The organism is Pseudomonas sp. MF08875 (assembly GCF_059862525.1).
The window spans coordinates 1-15,703 of sequence record NZ_JCBCUW010000078.1; the positions used below are offsets into that span (position 1 = coordinate 1).

The 15,703-nt window shown below is 57.7% G+C and carries 17 protein-coding genes, 1 tRNA gene and 2 pseudogenes; 18 read left to right on the forward strand and 2 right to left on the reverse strand.

Features of this window, described 5'->3' with window-relative positions; genetic code table 11:
* From AC19YT_RS26905 to AC19YT_RS26990, 18 genes and pseudogenes are all read left to right on the forward strand, one after another.
* Positions 1-118, forward strand: a pseudogene (locus AC19YT_RS26905) (IS30 family transposase); the annotation flags it as partial.
* Positions 119-128: 10 nt separating this feature from the next.
* Positions 129-317: pseudogene (locus tag AC19YT_RS26910) on the forward strand (ribbon-helix-helix domain-containing protein); the annotation flags it as partial.
* Between the two features lie 178 nt (positions 318-495).
* Positions 496-717 carry an FmdB family zinc ribbon protein gene (locus tag AC19YT_RS26915; RefSeq protein ID WP_095106620.1) on the forward strand — a complete coding sequence of 74 codons (222 nt, stop codon included), beginning with the start codon at positions 496-498 and terminating at the stop codon, positions 715-717.
* A 108-nt stretch (positions 718-825) separates the two neighbouring features.
* Positions 826-2,601, forward strand: coding sequence for an aspartate--tRNA ligase (gene aspS, locus AC19YT_RS26920; RefSeq protein ID WP_500611308.1), 1,776 nt, complete (start codon positions 826-828; stop codon positions 2,599-2,601).
* Between the two features lie 145 nt (positions 2,602-2,746).
* Positions 2,747-3,493 carry a YebC/PmpR family DNA-binding transcriptional regulator gene (locus tag AC19YT_RS26925; protein WP_500598728.1) on the forward strand — a complete coding sequence of 249 codons (747 nt, stop codon included), beginning with the start codon at positions 2,747-2,749 and terminating at the stop codon, positions 3,491-3,493.
* A gap of 143 nt (positions 3,494-3,636) precedes the next feature.
* The gene (ruvC, locus tag AC19YT_RS26930; RefSeq protein ID WP_095106626.1) at positions 3,637-4,161 is read left to right on the forward strand and encodes a crossover junction endodeoxyribonuclease RuvC; all 525 of its coding nucleotides are present in this window, start codon (positions 3,637-3,639) and stop codon (positions 4,159-4,161) included.
* Between the two features lie 115 nt (positions 4,162-4,276).
* A complete protein-coding gene (gene ruvA / locus AC19YT_RS26935) occupies positions 4,277-4,885 on the forward strand; it encodes a Holliday junction branch migration protein RuvA (protein WP_095106628.1) in 609 nt (202 codons plus the stop codon).
* Entirely contained in the window at positions 4,886-5,947 is a 1,062-nt protein-coding gene (gene ruvB, locus AC19YT_RS26940) for a Holliday junction branch migration DNA helicase RuvB (RefSeq protein ID WP_500598726.1), read from the forward strand.
* Between the two features lie 139 nt (positions 5,948-6,086).
* Complete coding sequence (ybgC, locus tag AC19YT_RS26945) at positions 6,087-6,554, forward strand: tol-pal system-associated acyl-CoA thioesterase (protein WP_095106632.1); 468 nt, start codon at positions 6,087-6,089, stop codon at positions 6,552-6,554.
* Positions 6,544-7,239 (forward strand): protein TolQ, encoded by a 696-nt coding sequence (gene tolQ / locus AC19YT_RS26950; RefSeq protein ID WP_095106634.1) that lies wholly within the window; start codon positions 6,544-6,546, stop codon positions 7,237-7,239. Before ybgC ends, tolQ begins: the two co-directional genes overlap by 11 nt.
* 23 nt (positions 7,240-7,262) lie before the next feature.
* Positions 7,263-7,715 (forward strand): protein TolR, encoded by a 453-nt coding sequence (gene tolR / locus AC19YT_RS26955; RefSeq protein ID WP_161955761.1) that lies wholly within the window; start codon positions 7,263-7,265, stop codon positions 7,713-7,715.
* Positions 7,715-8,794, forward strand: a complete 1,080-nt coding sequence (gene tolA / locus AC19YT_RS26960; protein ID WP_095106636.1) for a cell envelope integrity protein TolA — start codon at positions 7,715-7,717, stop codon at positions 8,792-8,794. Before tolR ends, tolA begins: the two co-directional genes overlap by 1 nt.
* A 17-nt stretch (positions 8,795-8,811) precedes the next feature.
* Positions 8,812-10,092 (forward strand): Tol-Pal system beta propeller repeat protein TolB, encoded by a 1,281-nt coding sequence (gene tolB / locus AC19YT_RS26965; RefSeq protein ID WP_176465027.1) that lies wholly within the window; start codon positions 8,812-8,814, stop codon positions 10,090-10,092.
* Between the two features lie 52 nt (positions 10,093-10,144).
* Entirely contained in the window at positions 10,145-10,642 is a 498-nt protein-coding gene (gene pal / locus AC19YT_RS26970) for a peptidoglycan-associated lipoprotein Pal (RefSeq protein WP_003178634.1), read from the forward strand.
* A gap of 6 nt (positions 10,643-10,648) precedes the next feature.
* Positions 10,649-11,473: a tol-pal system protein YbgF gene (gene ybgF, locus AC19YT_RS26975; protein ID WP_500598723.1), complete on the forward strand. Its 825-nt coding sequence runs from the start codon at positions 10,649-10,651 to the stop codon at positions 11,471-11,473.
* Positions 11,474-11,639: 166 nt separating this feature from the next.
* Positions 11,640-12,287, forward strand: coding sequence for a 7-carboxy-7-deazaguanine synthase QueE (gene queE / locus AC19YT_RS26980; RefSeq protein WP_095106642.1), 648 nt, complete (start codon positions 11,640-11,642; stop codon positions 12,285-12,287).
* 1 nt (position 12,288) lies between these two features.
* On the forward strand, positions 12,289-12,981 hold the full coding sequence (gene queC / locus AC19YT_RS26985; RefSeq protein ID WP_095106644.1) for a 7-cyano-7-deazaguanine synthase QueC: 693 nt from the start codon (positions 12,289-12,291) through the stop codon (positions 12,979-12,981).
* A gap of 62 nt (positions 12,982-13,043) precedes the next feature.
* Positions 13,044-13,119, forward strand: a tRNA-Lys gene (locus tag AC19YT_RS26990).
* A gap of 71 nt (positions 13,120-13,190) precedes the next feature.
* Here AC19YT_RS26990 and AC19YT_RS26995 read toward each other — a convergent pair.
* Together AC19YT_RS26995 and AC19YT_RS27000 are read right to left on the reverse strand one after the other, a co-directional pair.
* The gene (locus tag AC19YT_RS26995; RefSeq protein WP_500611309.1) at positions 13,191-14,429 is read right to left on the reverse strand and encodes an ATP-grasp domain-containing protein; all 1,239 of its coding nucleotides are present in this window, start codon (positions 14,427-14,429) and stop codon (positions 13,191-13,193) included.
* A 107-nt stretch (positions 14,430-14,536) separates the two neighbouring features.
* Positions 14,537-15,589 carry a mandelate racemase/muconate lactonizing enzyme family protein gene (locus AC19YT_RS27000; protein ID WP_500611310.1) on the reverse strand — a complete coding sequence of 351 codons (1,053 nt, stop codon included), beginning with the start codon at positions 15,587-15,589 and terminating at the stop codon, positions 14,537-14,539.
* Positions 15,590-15,703 lie beyond the last annotated feature (114 nt).

A 15,703-nucleotide genomic window follows, 5' to 3' on the forward strand; every position in this document is an offset into this window, starting at 1 on the left:
GACCGTCGAAGCCGTCAATCGGACAGTAGCGAGGATCAATCTACGCCCGCGCAAGCGCTTGGGCTGGAAGACGCCGTACGAAGTGCATACAGGGGTGAGCGTTGCACTTATGTGTTGAATTCAGGGCCGATATTGCCAAGGTCAACAGTTGTACCGTGAGTGCGTTGCTTTCCTATGTTGATCGGGAAGTTCACCTGCGCCATGGCGGGGTAAAGAATTTCAGTGGATTGGTGCGGGTCGTGTGCGTAGTTCATAGCTTGAAAGAGGGAGGAGGCTTTCGGTTCAAGGCCGGTCAGGCTGGCAGGCTCGAGGTTTGATCCGGATCGGCGTGTGCGAATGCGCCGGTGATAGCGTTGGGTTGAGGGGGCAGGTGCAGCAGGCGTCCCGCTGTGGGCTGCACAGGCTCGATTTAATGGATATAATCCCGCTCTTTGCTGTGTAGTCCAGGCTCTTGTGCGGGCTCGGGCTGTAGAACGGATTTGCGAGACGTCCCCCATGCCCATGTATGACTATCAATGTGCTTCCTGCGGTCATCAGTTGGAAGCCATCCAGAAGATCAGCGCCGCGCCGCTGGTCGATTGCCCGGCCTGCCAGGCCCCGCAGTTGCAAAGAATGCTATCGATGCCCGGTTTTCGCCTCAGTGGCTCGGGCTGGTACGAGACCGATTTCAAGACCGGTGCCAAGAAGAACCTGGCCGGTGGCGACAAAGCTGACTAAGTTGAACTCCACGCGCGAGGTCTTGCCTCATCGGGCGCCCGGTTCAGGGTGCGGCGGTAGGCGAGAGCTCCAACCGAATGTCGAATTACGAGAAGTGAAATCACCATCATGATGCGCAGCCATTATTGCGGCCAACTGAACGAGAGCCTGGAAGGTCAGGAAATTACCCTTTGCGGATGGGTCCACCGTCGTCGCGACCATGGCGGGGTGATTTTCCTCGATATCCGTGATCGTGATGGTCTGGCCCAGGTGGTATTCGATCCGGACCGCGCCGAAACCTTCGCCGCTGCCGACCGTGTGCGCAGCGAGTACGTGGTCAAGGTCACCGGCAAGGTGCGCCTGCGTCCGGCCGGCGCCGGCAACGCCAACATGGCTTCGGGCATGATCGAAGTGCTGGGTTATGAACTCGAAGTGTTGAACGAAGCGGAAACCCCGCCGTTCCCGCTCAACGAGTTCTCTGATGTTGGCGAGGAAACCCGCCTGCGCTACCGCTTCATCGACCTGCGTCGCCCGGAAATGCTCGAGAAGCTGCGCCTGCGTTCGCGCATGACCACCAGCATCCGCCGCTACCTGGACGAAAACGGCTTCCTCGACGTCGAGACGCCGATCCTTACCCGTGCCACGCCCGAGGGTGCCCGCGACTACCTGGTGCCAAGCCGCACCCACGCCGGCAGCTTCTTTGCCTTGCCGCAATCGCCACAGCTCTTCAAACAGCTGTTGATGGTCGCCGGCTTCGATCGCTACTACCAGATCGCCAAGTGCTTCCGTGACGAGGACCTGCGTGCCGACCGCCAGCCGGAATTCACCCAGATCGACATCGAAACCAGTTTCCTCGATGAAAAAGACATCATGGGCCTGACCGAAGGCATGATCCGCAACCTGTTCAAGGAAGTGCTGGGTCTGGAGTTCGGCGAGTTCCCGCACATGACCTGGGAAGAGGCCATGCGCCGCTATGGTTCCGACAAGCCTGACCTGCGTAACCCGCTGGAACTGGTGGACGTTGCCGACCAGCTCAAGGACGTCGACTTCAAAGTGTTCAGCGGCCCAGCCAACGACCCGAAAAGCCGCATTGCGGCTCTGCGCGTTCCGGGCGGGGCGAGCATGCCGCGCAGCAAGATCGACGACTACACCAAGTTCGTCGGCATCTACGGTGCCAAGGGCCTGGCGTACATCAAGGTCAACGAGCGCGCCAAAGGTGTCGAAGGCTTGCAGTCGCCTATCGTCAAGAACATCCCCGAGGCCAACCTCAATGTGATCCTCGATCGCGTTGGCGCAGTCGATGGCGATATCGTGTTCTTCGGTGCCGACAAGGCCAAGATCGTCAGCGAGGCCCTGGGTGCACTGCGGATCAAGGTCGGTAACGACCTGAACCTGCTGACCTGCGAATGGGCGCCAATGTGGGTCGTCGACTTCCCGATGTTTGAAGAGAACGACGACGGCAGCTTCACTGCGCTGCACCACCCGTTCACTGCACCCAAGTGCACCCCGGCCGAACTGGAAGCGAATCCGGCGACCGCGTTGTCCCGTGCCTACGACATGGTGCTCAACGGCACCGAGCTGGGTGGCGGTTCGATCCGTATCCACCGTAAGGAAATGCAGCAATCGGTATTCCGCCTGCTGGGGATCAGCGAAGCGGAACAGGAAGAGAAGTTCGGCTTCCTGCTCGATGCCCTGAAGTACGGTGCTCCGCCTCACGGTGGCCTAGCCTTTGGCCTGGATCGCCTGGTGATGTTGATGACCGGTGCGCAGTCCATCCGTGAAGTGATCGCGTTCCCGAAAACCCAGAGCGCTGCGTGCGTCATGACCCAGGCCCCAGGCCTGGTGGACGCCAAGGCCCTGCGTGAACTGCACATTCGCCTGCGTGAACAGCCCAAGGCTGAGTAAAGGCGAACGGGCGGGCTGCCTGAAGGCGCGGTAGTTTTCATGCAGTCTGCTAAGGCGCATCTTCGGATGCGCCTTTGCGTTATGCGGTTTGAATCCTGCCTGGGGCAGGGCGTGTGAGGTTGTTTAAGAATTCTGGAGTCGTGTTATGGCTGGCCATTCCAAGTGGGCGAACATCAAGCACCGCAAAGAGCGTCAGGATGCCAAGAAAGGCAAGATTTTCACCAAGTGGATCCGTGAGTTGACGGTCGCTGCCCGCCAGGGCGGCGGCGATCCGGGCTCCAACCCGCGTTTGCGCCTGGCCTTGGATAAAGCCCTGGGCGCGAACATGAGCCGCGATATCATCGACCGCGCCGTGGCGCGTGGCGCGGGGGCTGCGGACACCGACGACATGGTCGAGCTGACCTACGAAGGCTACGGCCCGGGCGGCGTGGCGGTGATGGTCGAGTGCATGACCGACAACCGCAATCGCACGGCCGCGGCGGTGCGCCACGCTTTCAGCAAGTGTGGCGGCAACCTGGGCACCGACGGTTCGGTGGCCTATCTGTTCGAGCGCAAGGGGCAGATCAACTTCGCGCCAGGCACCGACGAAGACGCGCTGATGGAAGCGGCGATGGAGGCCGATGCCGACGACGTGGTGACCAACGACGACGGTTCCATCGACGTGTTTACCTCGTTCTCCAGCTTCTATGCGGTGCGTAATGCCCTCGAGGCCGCAGGCTTCAAGGCGGCGGATGCGGAAATTGTCATGTTGCCCACCACCAGCGCCGAGCTGGACCTGGAGGGCGCCGAAAAGGTGCTCAAGCTGATCGACATGCTGGAAGACCTGGACGACGTGCAGAACGTCTACTCCAACGCCGACATTGCCGAGTCGGTGGCCGAACAGCTTGGCTGATTGCTCCCTTGTTTAAGGTGCATGGCTTGCCCGCGATTGCGTTAACTTGTTGTAGCTGATCTAACCAAGTGACGGCATCGCGGGCAAATACGCGCCCTTCGCCTGCTCTATGCTGGCCCAATTCCCTTCGACCCGCAGGCGTTATGACTCTTATTCTTGGCATCGACCCTGGCTCACGTATCACTGGCTACGGCGTGGTACGCGATACCGGCCGCGGTTGTGTCTATGTGGCATCAGGGTGCATTCGTACCGGTGCTGGCGAATTGCCCGAACGCTTACAAATCGTCTATCGCGGCGTGCGCGAGGTGATCCAGACCTACGGGCCGGTCACCATGGGCATTGAAAAAGTGTTTATGGCGCGCAACGCCGACTCTGCCTTGAAGCTGGGCCAGGCCCGGGGCGCGGCGATTGTCGCGGGGGTGGAGGAAAGCCTGGAAATTGCCGAGTACACCGCCACCCAGGTTAAGCAGGCTGTGGCCGGGACGGGCGCGGCGAACAAGGAAGTGGTGCAGATGATGGTGATGCACTTGCTCAAGCTCACCACCAAACCGCAGATCGACGCCTCCGATGCCCTGGCGATCGCCATTTGCCATGCCCACACCCGTTCCAGCCTGTTGCCTCATGGCCTGGGAGCGGCACGTAGCCGTGGCGGTCGCTTGCGTCTCTGATAGCATCGGCGCAGTCATTTCGGAAGTTGAGTGTTTTGGGCCTGGGTTGTCGGCCGTTTCACTCACTCCGCTACCCGCCAGCCTTTGCGCTGGCCAACGCTCAGGGATCTGAAACGTGATTGGACGCTTGCGCGGCACCTTGGCTGAAAAACAGCCGCCGCACCTGATTCTGGATGTAAACGGCCTGGGGTATGAGTTGGAAGTGCCCATGACCACGCTTTATCGACTACCGTCGATCGGTGAGCCCATCACGCTGCACACCCATTTGGTGGTGCGCGAGGATGCCCAGTTGCTTTATGGCTTCATTGGCAAGCGCGACCGTGATTTTTTCCGCGAGCTGATTCGCCTTAACGGCGTCGGCCCCAAGTTGGCCCTGGCATTGATGTCGAGCCTGGAAGTCGATGAGCTGGTGCGTTGCGTGCAGGCCCAGGACACCTCGGCGCTGACCAAGGTACCGGGCGTGGGCAAGAAAACCGCCGAGCGCCTGCTTGTGGAACTCAAGGACCGCTTCAAGGCCTGGGAGACCGTGCCGAATATGTTTGCCTTGGTGCCGAATCAGCCGGATGCGCCGATTCCCGTGGCCACCGCTGAGAATGATGCGGTTAGTGCGTTGATTTCCCTGGGCTACAAGCCGGCGGAAGCCAGCAAGGCGATTTCCGCCATCAAGGAGAAAGGTTTGAGCAGCGAAGACATGATCCGCCGTGCCCTGAAGGGAATGATTTAAGTGATTGAAGCTGATCGTCTGATTACCGCCAGCCCCGGCCCGCGGGACCGCGAGGAAGTCCAGGACCGGGCGATTCGCCCCGTCAGCCTGGCTGAATACATCGGCCAGCCCACGGTTCGCGAGCAAATGGAGTTGTTTATCCAGGCAGCACGCGGGCGCAATGAGTCCTTGGACCATACGCTGATCTTCGGCCCGCCAGGCCTGGGTAAGACCACCCTGGCCAATATCATTGCCCAGGAAATGGGCGTGTCGATCAAGAGCACCTCGGGCCCGGTGCTGGAACGCCCCGGTGACCTGGCGGCGCTGCTGACCAACCTCGAGCCGCACGATGTGCTCTTCATCGACGAAATCCATCGCCTGTCACCCATCGTCGAAGAAGTGCTGTACCCGGCCATGGAGGACTTCCAGCTCGACATCATGATCGGCGAGGGCCCGGCGGCACGCTCGATTAAGCTCGACCTGCCACCGTTCACCCTGGTGGGTGCCACCACGCGTGCGGGCATGCTCACCAACCCGCTGCGGGATCGTTTCGGTATCGTCCAGCGCCTGGAGTTCTACAGCACCGCCGACCTGGCCACCATCGTTAGTCGTTCGGCGGGCATCCTCGGTTTGCCGCTGGACCCTGAAGGCGCGTTCGAGATCGCCCGCCGTGCCCGGGGCACGCCACGGATCGCCAACCGCTTGTTGCGCCGGGTCCGTGACTTTGCCCAGGTCCGCGCCAAGGGGCATATCACCAAGGCGATTGCTGACCTGGCGCTGAACCTGCTGGATGTCGATGAGCGCGGTTTCGATCATCAGGACCGGCGCCTGCTGCTGACCATGATCGAGAAGTTCGATGGCGGGCCGGTGGGTGTCGACAGCCTGGCCGCCGCCATCAGCGAAGAACGCCACACCATTGAGGATGTGCTGGAGCCTTACCTGATCCAGCAGGGCTACATCATGCGCACACCGCGGGGGCGGGTGGTGACCCGGCACGCTTACCTGCATTTTGGCTTAAACATTCCGTCACGTATGGGCGACAGGCCTGTGGCAGACGAGTTTTTGGACGCTGTGGGCGATTAAAGGGTGTCTTGTCAGTGATTTATTTCTGCGTTGTGAGGTCTTATACGCTTCAGTGTCGGACTTTTCGCTTGAAAGGTGCGCAAGAATGGAAAAACAGTTGCCTGGCTGGATTGGCAACCTGAGGAGTAAGCACTAGAGTATGCGCGCGCAAAACGGGCTTGAGTCGTTCGCACATCGTTGTCGCGTTTATTACGAGGACACCGATGCCGGCGGCATCGTGTATTACGTTAATTACCTAAAGTTTATGGAGCGGGCTCGAACCGAGCGGCTACGTGAGTTGGGCTTTGCCCAATCGCAGCTGGCCGGCGAGGACCTGTTGTTCGTCGTGCATTCCAGCGAAGCGCGTTACCACGCCCCGGCGCGACTGGACGACGAGCTCCTGGTAAGTGCACAAGTAATCGAATTGAACCGGGCCAGCCTGCGCTTTTTGCAACAGGTCAGGCGAGCCACGGATAACGTGCTGCTCTGTGAAGGGCAGTTTTTGGTGGCCTGTGTGCGCGCCGATAGTTTGAAACCCCGGGCCATTCCCGAAGCTCTACGTGCGGCCTTTGCCGGCGTGAGCGGCGCGGGTAAACATTCAGAGCAGGAGATAAAGCGTGGAAGCTAACGTCGTCGACCATTCCTCCATGTGGAGCTTGGTCAGTAATGCCAGCATCGTTGTTCAGTTGGTAATGCTGACGCTGGTGGCCGCATCGGTCACTTCATGGGTCATGATTTTTCAGCGCAGCAACCTGCTGCGCGCCGGTCGACGTGCCCTGGAGAGCTTTGAAGAGCGCTTTTGGTCGGGTATCGATTTGTCCAAGCTCTATCGTCAGGCGGGCAGCAATCCCGATCCGGACTCGGGTGTGGAACAGATCTTCCGTGCCGGCTTCAAGGAATTCTCCCGCTTACGCCAGCAGCCCGGTGTAGACCCGGAAGCCGTAATGGAAGGCGTGGCCCGCGCCATGCGCGTGGCCATTTCCCGCGAGGAAGAAAAGCTCGAGCAAAGCCTGCCATTCCTGGCGACCGTGGGTTCTGTTAGCCCCTACATCGGCCTGTTCGGTACGGTCTGGGGGATCATGAACTCCTTCCGCGGTCTGGCCACCGCCCAGCAAGCGACCCTCGCCACCGTAGCACCAGGCATTGCCGAGGCCCTGATTGCCACCGCGATCGGTTTGTTCGCGGCCATTCCAGCCGTTATCGCCTACAACCGCTTTGCCGCGCGTAGCGAAACCCTGATTAGCCGCTACTACACCTTCGCCGATGAGTTCCAGGCGATCCTGCACCGCAAAGTGCACACCAGCGAAGAATAAGCAGGTATTTCCCGATGGCGTTAATCGCTAGAGCTCGCAAAAAGCGCAAGCCGGTTGCCGAGATGAACGTGGTGCCTTACATCGACGTGATGCTGGTGCTGCTGGTCATTTTCATGGTGACCGCGCCCATGCTCAATCAGGGCGTGAAGGTTGATCTGCCCAAGGTTTCCAGCGAAGCCTTGCCTCAGGACAACAACACCCAGGTCCTGACCATTTCGATCAAGGCTGACAAGACCTACTACTGGAACCTTGGCAGCGAAGTCGATACCGACAAGCAGCAGGACAAGGCCATGACCTTGCCGCAGATGACCGACGCGGTGACCAAGATCATTCGTGCCGGCAACGAAGGCGGCAAGCACACCCAAGTGTTCATTCGCGGGGATAAAACCGTCGATTACGGCGCGGTCATGGGGGCCATGGGCGGGTTGCAGAAAGCCGGGGTCGGTAATGTTGGCCTGATTACCGAGGCGCCCTGATGCAACAACAGCGAGAGCCCACGGCTTCGGAAAGCTACTTCTGGCCGAGTGTCTGGGCCATAGCCTTGCACGTTCTGGTATTTGGCATGCTGTTCGTCAGCTTTGCCTTTACGCCGGAGCTGCCGCCGGCCAAACCGATCGTCCAGGCGACCCTGTACCAGCTCAAGTCGAAAAGTCAGGCGACCACCCAGACCAATCAGAAGATTGCGGGTGAGGCGAAGAAATCCGCCGCGCGCCAGACCGAAGTCGAACAGATGGAGCAGAAGAAGGTCGAGCAGGAAGCGGTAAAAGCTGCGGAACAAAAGAAAGAAGAGGCGGCTCAAAAGGCCGAGGAAGCAAAGAAGGCCGACGAGTCCAAGAAGGCTGACGAAGCGAAAAAGGCCGATGAGGCCAAGAAAGCCGACGAAGCCAAGAAGACCGCTGAGGCGAAAAAGGCTGAAGAGAAACAATTGGCTGATATAGCCAAGAAAAAAGCCGAAGAAGAAGCCAAGAAGCTGGCAGAAGAAGAGGCCAAGAAAAAGGCCGCTGAAGAAGCCAAGAAGAAAATAGTCGAAGACGCGAAGAAAAAAGCGGCTGACGACGCCAAGAAAAAAGCCGAAGCGGACGAGGCGAAAAAGAAAGTCGCCGAAGACGCCAAGAAGAAAGCGGCTGCCGACGCGGCCAAGAAAAAGGCAACGGAAGCAGCGCGCAAGTCGACCGAAGAGAAAAAGGCCCAGGCCTTGGCTGACTTGCTATCCGACACCCCGCAACGTCAGCAGGCTTTGGCCGACGAGCAGGGCGATGAAGTCGCCGGCAGTTTCGACGACCTGATTCGCGCCCGCGCTGCGGAAGGTTGGGCGCGTCCTCCTTCGGCCCGCAAGAACATGACGGTAGTGCTGCAAATCGGCATGTTGCCGGATGGAACGGTCACATCGGTAACGGTAGCCCGCTCCAGCGGTGATGGCCCGTTTGATAGCTCTGCGGTCGCGGCGGTCAAGAACATTGGTCGCCTGACGGAAATGCAGGGAATGAAGCCGAGCGATTTTGCTCCCTATCGTTCATTCAAGATGACATTCACACCTGAGGATCTAGCCTTGTGAGAAACCTTCTTCGAGGAATGCTTGTCGTTATTTGCTGCATGGCAGGCATGGCGGCGGCAGACGAAAAAAACATCCTGGTCACCAGCGGTAGCGATCGGGCCACCCCGATCGCGGTAGTGCCGTTCGGCTGGCAGGGCGGCAGCGTGCTGCCGGACGATATGGCGGAAATCATCGGCAACGACCTGCGCAACTCGGGTTACTACTCGCCGATCCCCAAGCAAAACATGATCGGCTTGCCCACTCAGGCTAGCGAAGTGATCTACCGCGACTGGAAGGCCCTGGGCGCCCAGTACATTATGGTCGGCAGCATTGTCCCGGCGGGCGGTCGCCTGCAGGTGCAATACGCGCTGTTCAACGTCTCTACCGAACAGCAAGTGCTGACCGGCAGCGTCTCGGGCAGTGTCGATCAGTTACGCGACATGGCCCACTACATCTCTGACCAGTCGTTTGAAAAACTCACCGGCATCAAGGGCGCGTTCTCTACTCGCATGCTGTACGTGACGGCCGAGCGTTTTTCGGTGAACAACACCCGCTACACCCTGCAGCGCTCCGACTATGACGGCGCCCGCGCAGTGACCCTGCTGCAATCGCGCGAGCCTATCCTGTCGCCGCGTTTCGCTCCCGATGGCAAGCGCATCGCTTATGTGTCGTTCGAGCAGAAGCGCCCGCGCATCTTCGTTCAGCACATCGACACCGGCCGTCGCGAGCAGATCACCAACTTCGAAGGCCTGAACGGCGCGCCATCTTGGTCGCCCGATGGTTCGCGACTGGCGTTCGTGCTGTCCAAGGACGGTAACCCGGATATTTATGTAATGAACCTGGGGTCGCGCCAGATTTCCCGCGTGACCAGCGGCCCAGGCATCAACACCGAACCGTTCTGGGGTAAGGATGGCTCGACCATCTACTTCACCTCCGACCGGGGCGGCAAACCGCAAATCTACAAAACCAGCGCGAGTGGCGGTGGTGCTGAGCGGGTGACTTTTATCGGTAACTACAACGCCAACCCTAAGTTGTCGGCCGATGAAAAGACCCTGGTGATGATTCACCGGCAGGAAGGCTTCACTAATTTCAAGGTCGCGGCCCAGGATTTGCAGCGCGGAAGCGTAAAAATCCTTACAGATAGCACACTTGATGAGTCGCCTACTGTTGCACCCAACGGCACCATGGTAATCTACGCCACCCGCCAGCAGGGCCGGGGAGTCTTGATGCTCGTGTCCATTAATGGACGCGTAAGGCTCCCGCTTCCTACCGCTCAAGGCGAAGTCAGAGAACCTTCCTGGTCCCCTTACCTGAACTGACGCGGCGCTACACGTTTTACTTAACACACTGGGGTTCATTAGGAGTTTCACGATGGAAATGCTGAAGTTTGGTAAGTTTGCTGCGCTGGCTCTGGCCATGGCTGTAGCTGTAGGTTGCTCGTCCAAAGGCGGCGACAACGCCGGTGAAGGCGCTGTTGATCCAAACGCTGGTTACGGCGCTAACACTGGTGCTGTAGATGGCTCCCTGAGCGAAGAAGCTGCTCTGCGCGCAATCACCACCTTCTACTTCGAATACGACAGCTCGGACCTGAAGCCAGAAGCCATGCGCGCTCTGGACGTTCATGCCAAAGACCTGAAAGCAAACGGCGCTCGCGTTGTTCTGGAAGGCAACACCGACGAACGTGGTACTCGTGAGTACAACATGGCACTGGGCGAGCGTCGTGCGAAAGCCGTTCAGCGCTACCTGGTACTGCAAGGTGTTTCCCCAGCTCAGCTGGAACTGGTTTCCTACGGCGAAGAGCGTCCAGTTGCTACCGGCAACGACGAGCAGTCCTGGGCTCAAAACCGTCGCGTCGAACTGCGTAAGTAATTCGTCATGCGAACGTGCCGTCGTGCTGTAACTGTTCTGGCTCTCAGCCTCGCACCGCTTGCGGTGTGGGCTGCGGTTCCTGTGGTCGATGACAACTCTGGCTATAACAATAGCGGGAGCAGTTATCCGCCTGCGGGTTACGGTACGAACGGCGCCTATGCCGGGGGAGGGGTTTCGACCCCTGTCTCGGCACAGGGCGAGCTGTTCAACCAACTGCAACAAATGCAGGAACAAATCGCACGCCAACAAGGTGTGATTGAAGTTCTGCAAAATGATGTCTCGCGCATGAAGCAGGAAAACCTGGAGCGATACCAGGATCTTGATCGGCGCATAGGAACCGGCGTTGCACCAGCCGCGACTCCTGATAATTCTTCTGCCGGTGGCGATGTCAATGCCGCCGGTGCAGCTGCCGCAGCGGCCAGCCAGGCCCCCGCAGCCAGTAGCGAGCCGGGTGACCCGGCGAAGGAAAAGCTTTATTACGACGCAGCCTTCGACCTGATTAAGGCCAAGGATTTCGACCGGGCCAGCCAGGCTTTCTCGGCGTTCCTGCGCAAGTATCCAAACAGTCAGTATGCGGGCAATGCCCAATACTGGCTGGGCGAAGTCAACCTGGCCAAAGGCGACCTGCAAGGTGCCGGCCAGGCATTCGCCAAGGTCAGCCAGCTCTATCCCAAGCACGCCAAAGTGCCGGATTCGCTGTATAAACTGGCCGATGTGGAACGCCGCCTGGGTCATGCCGATAAGGTAAAAGGTATCCTGCAGCAGGTTGTTGCCCAGTATCCGGGGACTTCTGCCGCACAACTGGCCCAGCGAGACTTGCAGCGCATGTAAGGCTTGTTTGCCAGAATCAAAGAAACCCGCGCTTGTCGCGGGTTTTTTCGTTAGAATCCACGCCCTTTTTATGAAACACGCTTCCTGGCGTTTGCGCGTTGGCGCGATGCCCTGAAGTGCCTGACGGAGGCGGACAGCCTGTTTAGCTGTTACGCCCGTGGCGACTATGCAAGACACATTGAGAATCACCGAAGTTTTTTACTCGTTGCAGGGTGAAACGCGCACGGCTGGCCTGCCCACAGTTTTTGTGCGGTTGACCGGCTGCCCTTTGCGTTGCCAATACTGTGACAGCGCCTACGCCTTCAGCGGCGGCACCCTTCGCACCCTCGACGACATCGTCGAGCAGGTTGCAGGCTTCAAGCCGCGCTACGTCTGCGTGACCGGCGGCGAGCCCTTGGCCCAACCCCATGCCATTCCCTTGCTCAAGCGCTTGTGCGATGCCGGTTACGAGGTCTCTCTGGAAACCAGTGGCGCCCTCGACGTATCGGCCGTGGATAGTCGCGTCAGCCGGGTTGTGGACCTGAAAACCCCTGGGTCGAAAGAGGCCCACCGCAACCGCTACGAAAACATCGAGCTGCTGACGCGCAACGATCAGGTCAAGTTCGTGATCTGTTCGCGCGAAGACTACGATTGGGCGGTGTCCAAGTTGATCCAATACGGCCTCGATCGTCGCGCCGGCGAAGTCTTGTTTTCGCCCAGCCATCACGACTTGAGCGCCCGCGACCTCGCGGACTGGATCGTGGCAGACAACTTGCCCGTACGTTTGCAGTTGCAAATGCACAAATATCTTTGGAACGACGAGCCGGGGCGCTGAAATGACTGAACAACTCAAAACAGAAGAAAAACGTGCGGTGATCCTGTTGTCCGGTGGCCTGGACTCGGCGACGGTAGTGGCCATGGCACGGGCCGAGGGCTATAGCTGCTACACCCTGAGTTTCGACTATGGCCAGCGCCACCGTGCCGAATTGGATGCCGCCGCTCGGGTCGCCCGTGATTTGGGCGCGGTCGAGCATAAAGTCATCGGTCTGAACTTCAATGGTATGGGCGGTTCCGCCCTTACTGACAGTTCTATCGACGTCCCCGAAGCGCCGAGTGAGGGAATTCCCGTCACCTACGTGCCAGCTCGCAATACCGTATTTCTCTCCCTGGCGCTTGGCTGGGCTGAAGTGCTGGGTGCCCGTGACATCTTCATCGGCGTTAATGCGGTGGACTACTCCGGCTACCCGGACTGCCGTCCTGAGTTCGTCGAGGCATTCGAGCGCTTGGCCAACCTGGCGACCAAGGCGGGCGTGGAGGGGCAGGGCTTCCGCATCCAGGCTCCGCTGCAAAACCTCAGCAAGGCACAGATCGTTCAGGCCGGCGTGAAGCTGGGTGTGGACTACGGCCTTACCGTGTCTTGCTATCAGGCAGACGATAACGGCCATGCGTGTGGCAAATGCGATAGCTGTAGATTACGTGCGGACGGCTTCGCAGCGGCAGGAATCAGCGATCCAACACCTTATTTCTGATTTATTTCAAATAAGGTATTGAATAGTCCTTAAAAATCAGTATTATACGCGCACCACACAGCGGGTCGTTAGCTCAGTTGGTAGAGCAGTTGGCTTTTAACCAATTGGTCGTAGGTTCGAATCCCACACGACCCACCATTTTTAAGCAGTTTTGAAAGTCTGGAAGGCCCACGAAAGTGAGGATTTCCGGATTTTTTTTTGCCTGAAAATCAAGAGATGCGTACTTTCGACTCGATTGTCGATGTCAACTCAAGTAGTTGTGCACACAGATCTTCATATTCAGTCGCGCAGGCAACGACTTCACCTAAGAAGCCCGAGTTATCTTGTGGATTGTCCGTAACCTGATCTCCGGGTTGTTTTGCATATCGGTAATCCTGCACTTCGATGCCGAGCTCAGCGCCGACTCGTTCAATATCTGGAAGCGAGATCAACACTCCTGGCTTTGGTGCTTTAATCAGCCGAATTCCGGAGTAGCGCTGGGCAACAGGCGATTTTTCTTGAACGGCACCAGTGACAGCCCACCTCACCCATGTGTCCCACGGGTTGAAATCTTTAAACGATAACGCCGCCAGGTCCCAAATACGCAGTCCAGCAGGACGCATGTTTGTTTCTACCGCCGCAGTGAACCCGCAACGCGAGAATATTTCGTTGTGATACGCACCGCCATTGGGCACAAGTCGCAGCATGTGATGTCCTGCCGTATCGATTTGTTGGCGGATGTCCCGGGGCAGCGGTGCGGGTACTATCTGTTGTACTTCTGCTCGATAGGTTCCCATGGTTGTTTGTTTTTCGGTGATCCACGTACACCCGGCCACATAATCCCAACTGTATTCTTGAGCATGCTCAATCAGTTCTTCGACGATAATTCCGGCGTCGTGATATTTCTCCAGATTTGACCAGATTGCCTCGCACTGCCCAAGTGACGGGACGACATAGCAACCGCGACTGTTTCCTTCGTTAGCCGGTTTTGCGAAAGCTCGCCCGCCGAGCTCAGCCACCACAGTCTGGAACTGCTCCTTTGATCGAACATGAACGCAACGGATGGGCTTGTATCCTGGCGGATGATTTGTGATCTGGGTGTCTCGGTTGCGAAAGATACGCTTGTCGAGGCCTGCAATTGCGTCGTGGGGCGCAACCCCAGGAAGCCCGAAATGCAGGGCAAGGTTTGCACCAAGCAGCACTCCTCGGTCGGAAAACGGCAGTATGCCAATCGGCTTCAGTTCGAGGCGGTCGAGTTCCAGGCATACCAATCGGGTCGACTCTTGCACGGCGTCATAAGCTAGGGTGCATGCAAACACTTCGTCGGCGGCTTGATAATCGGCGTCTTCGATTTTCTCTGTTACTAGCAGCAGCTTCGCATTGAAGAGCTGTTGACATGCCCGCCGTATCTTGGGGATGTCATAAATTCGAACATTATTGTATCCAACGACAATCAGGCATTTTTCCATATGTTTGTTACTCCTATGTAGGCATCGCACCTGGCGCTTAATGAATGTGCTGCAACTTTGAAAGCCCTACTTTTATTATTCGTTTGTCTGAGCCTGGCTCTGGTTTGTTAATTGATTGTTTTTATTAGTTCCAAACCCTCGATCCCTTGTATTCCTAGTCCAGGCTGTTCACTCAACACCACGGTGTTGGCAGCCATCGTGGCTCCACCCATAACAGGGTTGCTCGCGATCAAGGCTATAGCATCCAAGTCAATGAACCTGAAATCCCTGCCAGAGCAAAAACTTGCCATTGCCGCTATTCCAATGGGCGATTCCATAAGGCACGTCGCAGCGCAAATCTTGGACCTTAGACGCGCCATTTCGTAGGCTGCTCTTGCGCAACGTATGCCGCCGAGCTTCATGAGTTTTATTGCCAGTCCGTCGACCAAGCCGTTACTTGTAAGAACAATTGCTTCCTGTACTGATGAGCAACTTTCGTCCGCTATTATGGGGATGTTTGAGGCAGCGCTTATTCGCGCAAGAGCGTGATGTTCTGTTGATCGCACAGGTTGTTCGATAAACGATAGGTTTGCGCCAATAGCCGTGGCACGTTCGGCAAACGTCAAGGCGTCCTCTTCGCTCCATGCTTGATTGGCGTCAACTCCAATTTCAATTGTTTTTTCCACGGCGCGTCGGATCTCTTGAACCCGAAGAAGATCATCTTCTATACCCTGTGGAGATCCAAGCTTGATTTTCAATGTAGTAAAACCGTTGCTTACGGCAGTACAAGCATTGTCAATCATCTCGTCGAGGCAGTTGTGGGAAATGGAGATGCCCGTAGTTATTTTATTGTGGCGGCCGCCGAGGAACCGATAGAGCGGAACACCGACGGCTTTAGAACTTAGGTCGTGCAAGGCGATGTCGATTGATGCTTTTGCCGCCGCGTTTGCGCTGATGCTGTGATCTATCGTGGTCAGTGTTTTTTCGAGGTTGGATACGTCGTTGCCCACCAATTTTGGTGCGAACACATCCCCCACTACCGATATTATCGAGTCGATGCTTTCACTGCTCGTTCGTATCGAGGGGGTAGCAACACCGTAACCACGTAGTCCACAAACTGTCTCAACGTCGATGACTATATCTTCGGTGCTTTCGACACGACGAACGGATCCTGAATTCATAGAATAAGCGCAACGCTTGAAACGAGAGGCAGAGAGCCAGCCACCGGTAGAATCCAGGCTCTCACACCGAAGGATTCAAGCGCAGATGACTACGCATTACCGGCAGCTGACTCA